1 protein-coding gene is annotated in these 12,828 nt (G+C 40.5%); it reads right to left on the reverse strand.

Features of this window, described 5'->3' with window-relative positions; all coding sequences use genetic code 11:
* A partial coding sequence (locus AB1414_07410) for a fibronectin type III domain-containing protein (GenBank protein ID MEW6607269.1) occupies nt 1-12,278 on the reverse strand: 12,278 nt, incomplete at its 3' end.
* Nucleotides 12,279-12,828 lie beyond the last annotated feature (550 nt).

A 12,828-nucleotide genomic window follows, 5' to 3' on the forward strand; every position in this document is an offset into this window, starting at 1 on the left:
GGTGCATCGCCATCTTCATCTTTATATTTTACTTTAAATGTAAAATATGTCTCTCGAACAATACCTTCATGTGGCTCTAATCCGTCGGTTTGGAAACCTGTCTGTCCAGCCCATTCTAACTTTGGGGCATGACTGACCTTTGGTCCCACTCTCAGAATAGTAAATAGTCCTCTTGCCTCTTCCCCTTTATTATCTTTAGCATAAAACTTATATTTATAGGTTCCCGTAGCATTTAAAAAGATAGTTTTGGAATAAGTAGCTCCTTTAAGATAACTTCCATTGACATAATCCATTGTGTAGGTTCCGATTCCATAAGGCTTATCGTCTTTGTAAATAAGGACAGCGGGATAGCCTGGAGCTGGTGGGTCAACATTAATATCCAGATATGCCGTATGAAATGTAAAAGGGGTATCTGGCGCCCCGGAATCAGGATTACAACCATCTATATAATCACTTTCGCCAGTCCAGAGGAGTAATGGTGAATAGTTCACCCCTTCAACTTTAGGTCCTGAATGAATCGTCGTTGCCTCACCTATTGCCTCGACATTATTATTGTTTTTAGCCTCAAAGCGATAGCTATACGCATCACTGGCATAAAAATATCTAACATCATAAATCCCGTAAATTACACCATCTGTATAATCGTTATCATTTTCATTTTCCTTTATGAGTAAAGACGATGGCCTGATTAAAATTCCTCCTATATAGAGATTCACCCGAGGATAACCCGGTGCTGGAGGGATATTCTTAACATCCCTATAGAGCACTTTATATGTAAATCTACTATTTGTTGAGCCTATGTTCGGATCAACGCCATCTGTTCTAAATCCATCGGCATCTACCCAGATTAGTTCTGGGGCATCATTTACCGTTGGACCAAATTGAATGGCTGTTGCTACACCTGTCGCGGTTGCTTGATAAATATCTCTTGCCTCAAATTTATAGGTATATGTGCCTTCTTCAAAAGTAGTCTCAAGGGTGTACAATTTCCCATCAGTATAAGTCCCATCCTGAGTATCAACAGGATTCATCGTTATCGGACTATCCTGAATTGGCACATCTTGAGAATAGATATATAATTTAGGATACCCGGCAAACGGTGGATGATTATCTTTATCCGTATATTTAACTCGATAAATATATTTTTCCTTTGTTGTCCCAAAATTAGGGTCAATTCCATCGGATATATACCCACTTTCTTTTGTCCAATCGATGACTGGTGAATTATTGACCTGTGGTCCATTCATAAGTTCAATTTTACCAACCGCATCCATCCCATTAGAATCTTTAGCAATAAATTTATATCGGTAATCAATACTACTTTCTGCAAATTGAAGGTTAAAATAATACAACTTGCCATCAGTATAAGTTATATCCTCTACATCTACCTCTTTCATAGTAAATGTGCCCAATACCAGAACATTTTTAAAAATAACTACCTTTGGATAACCAGTGATAGGTGGGTTATTATTGCTATCTATATATTTTATCTTATAGGTAAAGTTAATGTCTGTATTACCGGAATCTGGCTTAACACCGTCGGTTTTAAATCCCTCTTCATCAACCCAGTCTAAAATTGGTGCATCTGTAACAAAGGGTTTATTTTTAAGTGAAGTAGGTGTCCCCACGGCTAAAATCCCATAGTTATCCCTTGCCTCAAAAAAATATGAATAATTACCCAGCGGTAAGGTAGTTTCATATTGATATATTGTATTCATCGGATTCATAGTAAATGAACCAATAAATGTCGCCTCCCGATAGATATGCAGTTTTGGAAAACCTGATGTTGGTGGGTCGTTATCCGGGTCAAAATATTTGACCTGATAGGTAAATTTAGTGCCTGTTGTGCCCAGTTCAGGCTCAACGCCATCTTCAATAAATCCCGCATTACCCGTCCATAATAATATTGGTTCTCGACTGACATCTGGTGCATCCTTCTTTGTGGTTGCCGTTCCTTCTGCCTTGATACCATATTCATCTTCTGCCTCAAAAAAATAGGTGTAATCCTTACCCGTCTCAGACAGGGTTTTCTTAAAATAATAATCTTTACCATCTACACAGTTTGTATCATATTGATTTGCGGCTAACATTGGAAATGGAGCGCCTGAAATCTCAGTTCCACCCTTGAGAATGTGAATCTTTGGGAAACCTGCGGCTGGCATATCATTATTAGCGTCCTGGTATCGAACTTTATAAATAAATTCTGTGCCCCAGGTGCCCAACTCTGGGTGAAGTCCATCGGTGCGATAATTATCTTCATCTACCCACTTTAATTCTGGGGGATTTGTAACGACTGGTGCATTTATTTTTGATGTTTTAGCAGAAATACCGACTATATCCTTTGCCTCAAAGAAATATTCATAATCCTTGCCGCTCGCGGTGAGAGTTGCGGTGAACTCATACTCCTTACCATCGTTATAAATCAAGTCAGCCGGATTAGTTTGTTTCATCACAAAAGGACTTCCGTTTATCTCGTTGTGTGCCTTAAGGATGTGAACGACAGGATAACCACCTGTCGGCGGCTCGTTATCCGTATAAATGATGCGATAGACAAAAGGTGTGGTAGCCGAGCCTGTCTCAGGATGAAGTCCATCCGTGATATACCCTTCTTTATTTACCCAGGTTAATTGTGGGGCTAAAGTAACTTGAGGTCCCTGTCTAATAAATGTAGCGGTGCCGGTAGCCGATATGCCGTGATTACTTTCTGCGGCAAATTTATAGGTGTATGTGCCAACCACAAGCGTAAGCGTAACATTGTATAATTTACCGTCTTCATAATCTGTATCTGCAGGATTTTCTTCTACCAGCAAAAATGGACTATTGGGTATTTCTACACCCTGTTTAAAAATATGCACTCGGGGTGAATCTGCGTCGGGTGGGTCATTATTCGCATTACGATAAGAAACCCGGTAGGTGAACCTTGTCCCCTCGGTTCCAAATTCAGGGTCTAATCCATCGGTTAGATATTCAGGTTTATCTCCACACCAGATAAGTAATGGTTCTCCGGTAACATCAGGGCCATTTATTGAAACGGTGGGAGTTCCAATCGCATAAATTCCAGAGGTATTTTTTGCCTCAAAATAATAAGTATATTCTGCACTTGCCACAACAAGTCTCTTGAAAAACTGATATCCCTTGCCTGTCTGATAATCTCCGCCTTCAATTGGTGTCATTGGAAAAGGGCTATTGTCTATCGCCATACCTTTTTTAAGGATATGGACTCTTGGATAACCTGAAGCGGGTGGGGTATTTTCATCATCCTGGTACTTGACTTTATAAGTAAAGATTGTTTCATAAACAATGCCGGTTTCCGGGTCAAGCCCATCTGATTGAAAACTGCCAGTTCCAATCCACATTAATTTAGGTGCCGCACCAACATTAGGTCCTGATTTAAAATTAGTTGGTGCAGATGGATAACAATCAGCCCCATAAATATCCTTTGCAGAAAACTTATATTTGTAATTGCCGTTTTGCTCAAAAGCCGTCGAATAACTATACAACGCCCCATTATAAAAATCACCATTTTCTTTTTTCATCGTGGTTGAGGTGAAGAATGTATCTCCTTTGTAGATATGAAGAAGAGGATTGCCGGGAAAAGGCTCATCACCATTTAAGTCTCTATAGATGATTAAATAGGTAAATATTGTGCCAGAGGTGCCTGCCTCAGGTTCTAAACCATCATAAATATATCCTGACTGATTTGCCCATAAAAGCATTGGTCGATTATTATTACCCGTAACAGTAGGACCTGTTTGAGGAAGAGTCGGTGTGCCTTTTGCCAGTTGTCCCTCCGTATTTTTCGCCACAAAATAGTAACCATACTTTGTGCTGGCAAATGGAAGTCTTATCGGTGGTGTCGTATAAATTACCCCTTCCTGGTAATTATAGCCTTCTTTTCGATACATTGTGACACCGTATGGATATGGAGAAAATATCTGCCCATCCATTAATATATATAATTTTGGATAACCCGGCTGGGGCGCTGAGTTATTAATATCAATATATTTCACCTGGTAAGTAAAATAGGTAGAGGTAAGACCTGGATCCGGGTCAACGCCATCGGTTATATAGTTTACTTTACCTGTCCATTCTAAAATAGGCTGGCCAGTAATTATTGGTCCTTCTTTGATAATTGTTGGTTCGCCGCTGGCAAAAAGGCCTTTGTTATCCCGGGCAATAAAATTACAAGAATAAGTTCCGCAAGACGGTAGTCTTTTCGTAAATTTATACCATTTCCCATCTGTATAATCCATATCTGCTGGATAAACCTCATCCATCTTAAATGGGCTATCCGCAATTCTAACCTGATTTTTAAAAATATCTACCTTTGGAGAATCCGTGCCAGGTGGGTCATTGTCAAGGTCGGTATATTTTATCATATAAACAAATTCTGTGCCAATTGTGCCGGTATTGGGGCTGACACCACTGGTGATGTAATCTCCCATTCCAAGCCAATCTAAAGAAGGTGAAATACTGACCTGTGGTCCGGATGACACCCTTTGAACAGGCTCGCCAACTGCCAGACTGCCATGCATATCCTCTGCCTCAAATCTGTAACTATATGACCCATTTTCGTTAAAGGCAATTACTAATTTATATCGTTTACCATTAATATAGGGTTCCTCAGGATTAACAGCGGTCATTGCAAAAGGGCTTCCGGGAATGGTTTGGTCCGCCTTAAAGATATGCACCTTTGGAGAGCCTGTGCCTGGTGGGTCATTGTCAATATCTTTGTATTTAACTAAAAAAGTGAACATAGTCCCGGTCGTGCCTACCTCTGGTTCAAGCCCATCTGCGGTATATCCTGTATCACCTGCCCAGAGTAAAACAGGGATGTTATTTACAAATGGTCCTCCATAATCCTGGCTCATGCCCTCTACACCATAAATATCTTTTGCGATAAATCTATAGGTATAATTTATTCCTGCAGGCAGATAAGTAGAAAATTTGTATTCATTACCATCGGCATTCATTTTAAATGGGCTTCCAGCAATCTCTTTACCGTTTTTCAGAATACAAACCTTTGGATAATTTGTTGCCGGTGGGTCATTATCAATATCTTTGTATTCTCCAATGTAGGTGAACAGGGTATCTTTGGTTCCGGTGCCTGGATTAACCCGACCATTTATTACTTGCGGGGCATTACTTACCTGTGGGCCGGGATATTGCCATTGTGCTGGCAGACCAATCGCTTTGCCACCCTCAATATTTTCTGCCTCAAATTTATAGGTGTATGTTCCCTGGGGGATGAAGATAGAAATACCATACAGTTTGCCATCGGTATAGTTATCATCATAAATATCCTCAACCTGCATCACAGAGGAAGTATGAGGTTGCTGGTTTGAAAAGATAACTACCTTTGGTGAGCCAATTCCTGGTGGAAGATTATCGAGGTCAATATATTTTATCCTGAATGTGAATTTAGTGCCCGGTGTGCCTGCCTCCGGGTCTAAACCATCTGAAGTGAACTGCCCTACCCCTACCCAGTCTAAAAATGGGAGAGGTATAACCTTCGGACCCGGCTGAAGTATCGTCGGGGTGCCCACAGCCAATAGCCCATTGACATCCTGTGCCTCAAATCGGTAAGTATAAGTTCCCGGCGTGGTTAATGAGATAGAATATTTATAAATCTTCCCATCGTCATATTTTGTATCCGCTGGATTTGCTTCCCACATTTTTGGAGCTAATATTTCTACCTCACCCTTTAAGATGTGTAATTTAGGAAACAATGCCCCTGGCGGTTCATTATCCTCGTCAACATAGACCACACGGTAGGTAAAAATCGTTCCTTTGGTGCCGGTCTCGGGTTCTAATCCATCAGAAGTATATCCTATCTCTTGCGTCCACCATAATTGTGGACTACCGCTAACTTTTGGACCTGTGGCAAAGGCATAAGGCGGAAATATTACCTCTTCTCCCGGCTCATCTTTGACCTTAAATTGATATTGATATTCACCTTTTTGAGGGAGTGTGGTTGAATAAGCGTAATTTGCCCCTTTTGCCCAATTTCCGTCAACAAAATTCATCGTGGTGGTGGCGATTAAGTTTGCTTGTTTGTAGATATAAACTATTGGATAACCAATTGCCGGTGGGTCACCATTTGTATCCTGATATAATATTTGATAAGTGAAATCAGTTTTGAGTGTGCCGAAATTCGGGTCAATGCCGTCTGAAATAAAACCTTGTTTTTGCGACCAGAAAAGTGTTGGTTTAAAATTAGGTCCTTCAACTATCGGACCTTCCTGTTCATTTGTTGGTTCTCCTGAAGCAAACATCCCTTTGGTATTTTTTGCCTCAAAATAATAGGTGTAATGTTTACCGCCAATTGGAAAGGTAGTGGAAAAACTGTATGTTACCCCGATTTTATAATCATCTCCAACTTTAATGAACATCTGCTGACCATTTGGATATTCAGGATTACCGCCGCGAAAGATATGCACCCGCGGATAGCCTGTTGCTGGAGGATAACCCGTAGGGTCTTGATAAGTTACCTTGTAGGTAAAATTAGTTACATATCTTGTGCCTGTGCCAGGGTTAATCCCATCATTAATATAGCCTTCCTCATTTGCCCATTTTAATATCGGTCCCTCAATGATTGAAGGACCTGTTTTGGTACCTGTTGCTGGTCCTTCACCTTTGATATTTAAAGAATCATAAGCCTCAAAATAATACGAGTATGTGCCAATTCCTGAAAATAAGTATGACAGAGTAAATAATTTCCCATCTTTATAAATGGTGTCTAATGTATCTACCTCCTCTAACACAAAGGGGCTGTCGAGAATTTCATGACCTCCTTTTAGAATATGAACCACAGGATAGTTCGATAAAGGTGGTTGGTTATCCAGGTCAGTATAATTGACTCGATAGGTAAATATGGTTTGAATTGTTCCGGCTTCAGGCTCAAGACCATCATTCAAATAGCCTGATTCATAAGTCCAATTCAATGTAGGTGCACTGCGGACAATAGGACCCGGTGCCATTAGTGGGGCAGTGGCTTTTACTCCAAAACAATCATAAGCCTCAAATTGATATGTAAATGAGCCTGCCTGGTCAAAAATCCTGGTGAATTTATACACCTTGCCATCATTATAAGTAATGTCCGCTGGGTTTTCTGGTTCCATCCGACAGGGACTGCCGATGATTTCGTTGCCATCTTTAAATATATGCACTACTGGATATAGAGTATTTGGCGGGTCATTATCAGCATCTTTATAGGTAACTTTGTAAGTAAAGGTAGTTAGATTTATCGTGCCTACCGCTGGTGTGAGAGTCCCTGCTTCCAATGTCGGTGCGGTGCTAATTAGAGGACCTATTTTAGAAGACATAGAAGCTGGTGAACCCTTTTTGTCCTTTGCCTCAAATTTATACTTGTAAATACCCGTTGATTTAAAGGTATAAGTTGCCTCGAATACCGCACCATTGGTAAATGACCCATAGAGATAACTCATTGTCTTTGTTCCAAGAAAAGTTTCCCCACGGTAGAGATAAACTAATGGGTATCCAGATTGAGGAGGGTCGGCATTCATATCAGAGTATTTAATCTGATAAGTAAATGTCGTGCCTACGGTTCCGGTTTCCGGGTTAAGACCATCCGCAATATACTCACCCTTGCCAATCCATTGAAGTCGTGGTGGATAATTGGGACCATTAACTAAAGGTCCTGGATGAATATTCGTTGGCGTGCCCACAGCCAATACTCCTCTCGCATTCTTTGCCTCAAAATAATAAGAATAGTAGTCACTGGCGATAATAAGTGGTAATTGAACACAATAGACTATGCCCGTCACATAATCATTTCCTTCGATTCGATACATCTTCCTTTCATACACCATCTCGCCTCCACGAAGCACATATAATTTTGGATAATATAAATCCGGTGGATTATTATCCACATCGCAATATCGGACTTTATAGGTAAATATGGTTTTATTATTGCCTGTGTTTGGTTCTATGCCATCAGTTTTATAGCCATCGGCATCAACCCAACTTAATACTGGTGCATTGGCAATAATAGGTCCTGTTATTTCTTGAGTTGTCGCCAGAAAATCCTTTGTATCTTTTGCCTCAAAATGGTAATAATATTTCCCCATCGTGGTTAACGCAATGGAGAAGGTATAAAATTTTCCATTGGTGTAGTCAGTATCTTGCGAGTCAACCTCTTGCATAGGAAAAGATTGATTGACAGGCCCTGAAATATAAACCTTTGGATAATCCTGCGCTGGCGGGATATTCTGGCTATGGAGATAATTTATTCGATAAGTAAAGGTTGTGTTTGGAGGACCTATTTCAGGTTCAAGACCGTCTGTTCCATATCCTTCTTCTTTAGTCCATGTTAAAACAGGAATAACACCAACCACCGGCCCTGATGAAATTTGAGTTGGTGTGCCTTGAGCCAGAACATTAGCCGTATCCTTCGCCTCAAAAGAGTAGGTGTATGTCCCTGACAAGGCAAAGATTTTAATATATTTGTATCGTTTGCCATCTCTGTAATTTGTATCCGCCGGGTTATCTGCAACCATTGTATAAACATCTGCTAAAATATGTAATTTGGGAAAACCAGGTGCCGGGGCAAGATTATCGGTATGAAAATAATCAACATAGTAGGTATAAACAGTCTCCACAGACCCTTTTTCTGGCTCTAAACCGTCTTCTTGATAGTTAGGTTCATTTATCCATTTGAGGGCAGGTGGAGGGTGAGGTTTTGTCGTTGCGGTGGCAATACTTATAGATGAGGCATTGCCTGCCTCATCTATGCTTTTTAATCCAAAGTAATAAAGGGTATCTGGCTCTAAGTCTGTAATTATCAGTTGTTGTTCTGTTCCGGCGACTAAAGGTTTGGGTTCATCTATTACCTGGTTTGCGGTAGCCCAGGTATTTTCATCTATGACTCCTTTTGAGTAGCGAATATCATAACTGGTTGCTGTCCCTAATTTTTTATCGTCGCCTGCGGCTCTCCAGAACAATGTTACGGAAAACGGCGTGGTATTAGTTGCAATTAAGGTGGTTGTTCCCGGTGGGGTAATATCACGCGATAACTCCATATATTCAGCAGGAGTGCCATTGATTGGGAAAATGGTGAGTGTATCTGTGCCTTCCAACGACCCTTCGGCAAATAAATAAAGTTCATCTTTATCTCCGCTCCAGTCATCAAAAAAAGATTGATGATTAGCCGTTCGGAGATTTACCAGATTATATCTCCATTCTCCATCTCTGACTAAAACTGATGCCCAGGCAGAATTACCCAAATCACCTTTATTATCCTTATCCTGCAATTGAATATAGACAATAGCTCCATCGGCATATTCAAGACAACCCTGTTTATAAACCTTGCCATAGACCATTTGATAGTCAGGCGTGGGAATAATCGAGGCACCTGTCTGGACTTTATAATGGAACCCTTGATTATCATCCTTAACTCCACCACAGACAACATCATAATAATATAAAGTATTTGCCGTAAGACCAGTAACATCAATATGATGGGTATCATCTACCCGATTATCACTAAAGGATAAGATTAAAGAATCCGGATTGGTGCCATAATTAACCGTGCCGATTTCTAATTTAGTCGATGGCCAGGAAATAGTAAATTGTGAGTCAGTAATATTCGTCTCACGGTATGGAATATCCGTAACAATTGGTCCTTCCATAGTAAAAGTAGGGCTACCAGAGGCATCTGTGGCGAAAAACCGATAAGTGTAAGTCCCTGGTGATGGAAGAAATGTCGTATATTTATAAATTGCCCCGGTAGAATATGTGCCTTTTACATAACTCATCGTGTAGGTGCCAGAAGATTTAATAATCACCTTTGGCTCACCTGATTTTGGGGCATCATTGTCTAAATCAATATATTTTACCTGAAAGGTAAATTTCATATCATTATTACCTGTATCGGGATAGACACCATCTTTTAAATACTCTCCTTCACCCACCCAATCAAGTATTGGCGGATGTTTTATTTCAGGGGTAGTTGAGCCAATGGCAATATGGGATAATTCAGAGATATTCCACACTTCATCGATTGCCTTTATTCCAAAATAATAAGTCGTGGCGGTGTTGAGGTTTTTGACGACAAATTCCTGAAAAACGCCTGGCAAGGCAGGTGCAGGCTCTAATTGGACTTCGTTAGCCAATCCCCAGCTGGACTCGGTAATCGTAAAGGTAGCATATCTTATGTCATAACTTGTTGCTGTGCCAATGGTTTTATCATCACCAGTGGCTTGCCATTTTAAGGTAATAGAGCCTATGCCTGCTTTTATTACCTGAAGGGTTGTGATTGATGCCGGGGCAACGGTATCAAGGCAAAGTTCTACAGGTGATGCTGGCGAATCATTCGCGGTCATCACTATTTCACTGCCAATGCCTTCATTTGCCCCCTGGACAAATATACAGACCAAATCATCCATTGGTGAGTATTCAAATGGTGCGGATAAGTTTAGGGTGCGGAAATTGACTAAATCTGCCATCCAGTAACCATTATCCTGTACCAGGGCAGAGGCAATAGCTGAAGTAAGCGGACTATCCTGACCATCATTATCTTTTAATTCAAGATAAACAATACTATTTTTCGCCAGAACCGCTCCTCCTTGTTTAAATACCTGTCCATAAACCAAATCGCTTCCTGAGGCAAGAACTGATGGACCTGTCTGGGAAATGTAGTGGTTTCCAGAATTGTTATCAACCACGCCGCCTGAGACAACATCAAAATAATAAATCTTTTCTGGCTCTAACCCTTTAACTGTAACATAGTGTGTTTGTCCGCTAAAACTCTGACCACGGTCATCATCCCCAATTTTATTCAGGTCTGCAATATTTGTGCCATATTTTATATATCCTGTTGTAGATTGTGAAGTCACCCAGGAAACGGTAAATTGGGCATCGGTTTGATTTGTTATTCGCACCCCAGTCTCTATGTCACTAACTATTGGTCCTTTAGTTAAAAGAGTTGGTTCGCCATCTGCACCCTGACAATAGAATTTATAACTGTATTCACCTTTCTCTGCAAAGACTTTGGAATAGGTGTAGATTGCTCCGGTAGAAAAAGTGCCGTTGGCATAAGTCAACGAATATGTGCCAATGGGAATTGTCTCTTTGTAAAGGATGATTTTTGGCTCGCCTTTTTGTGGAGCAAGATTTCCCGGATGAATATACTTAACCATATAAACAAAGTTAGTTCCCAGTGTGCCAAAATCTAATCGTAAAGCATCTTTAACAAAATTATATTCTCCTGTCCAGGCTAACATTGAGGTAGGTGGCGGCAATGTTTTTCCAAAGACAATATTGGATAAATTAGACCAGTTCCCGGCCTCATCACGGGTTTTAATGGCAAAATAATAAAGCGTATCGGGCAAAAGCCCTTTGACTTCAAATTCCTGTTGATTACCTGCAGGTAAAGGCGTCGGGAGATTTGGGACGGGTGTAGCATTCTTGAAATTGCCTTCATTTATTTCCGCATAAGACCATCTTAAATCATATAAAGATGCCTGTCCCGAATTGCCGTCATCGCCCGGGGCAATCCAGTTCAAGAAAATGGAATTAGAAGTAACCTGTTTGACTGCCAGTGTAGTAATGGCTGAAGGTTTGATTCGGTCTGAGGTGAGAATCATATCCGGGGCAGGTGAATCTTGATTGGTAAAGATACTCAATGATGCCGTTCCCTCTTTTGCTCCTTCTCCATAGAGAATGAGATTATCTCCACCATCAACAGAATACTCAAAGAATTCTTTACCATCCTGGGTTCTCAGATTAATTAGATTTTCAGACCAATAACCATTGCTATCGACTAAACTTGACCAGAGGGCGGAGTTACCGGGACTATCCTGTGCATTCCCATCCTTGAGATAGAAATAAACAATAGCGCCAGTGGCATAGGTGACGGCGTCAGACTTAAATACTCTGCCGTAGGCAAAATCAAGTCCAGACCGCTTAATATCTGCCCCGGTTTTAGCCTGATAATACATACCATTGTTATTATCCACAGTGGCGCCAGAGACAAGTTCAAAATAATATATAGTTTCAGGATTCAAACCAGTGATTTTTACATAATGAGTATCATCACTTGTCAGTAGCCCACGCACATCGTAAGCGGTTAAACCAGTGGCAGGGGTAAGGCCATAGTTGACGTGGCAGGTTTCCTCAACATCGGTTATCCATGAGACAATAATCTGGCTATCCGTAACATTGGTAATTCGCATTTCTTTCGCTATGCTTGCCTCACAGAGTTTAGTCACGCTAAAAAAAATTATAGATATACTGACAAATAAGTTGAGACGCTTCATTTTTATCATTCCCTCTAATAATACAGACTTTCACAAATTTTTAATAAAAGAAAAAACGCTGGTAGGTCAGGCGTCTCGCTTCTTCTTTGTCATAAAAATAAAAATCTGCGTTAAGTCTGAAAAATCCTGAAAAAATCTTGCGTTCTAATCTCCATTATTCTTTGTGTTGATTTTATTACCAGGAGCATTTCCTGTCCCTCCCTAATTTGGTAATTGGTAACTGGTAATTGGTAACTGGTAATTGGTAACTGGTGAATGGTAATTAATTACCAATTATCCGTTTGCAGGTTACGAAACCTGATGATACCCCGTGCAAAACTTACTTACCACGACACTACTGTCTTGCTTCACCTAGGTAAATACTTACTCTATTTTAATTATACCACACTTTTCCCCTTTTGGCAATAGGAATTTGATTTTTTACCAGGGCAAACGCATCTAAATTCCACAATCAACTGTAGTTTATGATTTTACCAGCAGTTATAAAGCATTTAGAGCCTCCAGCCTTAAAAATGTGTTCACTCTTCTGATTTAATCAGCTTTTACGGTT

It is taken from the genome of bacterium (assembly GCA_040755795.1).
Lineage (GTDB): Bacteria > UBA9089 > CG2-30-40-21 > CG2-30-40-21 > SBAY01 > JBFLXS01.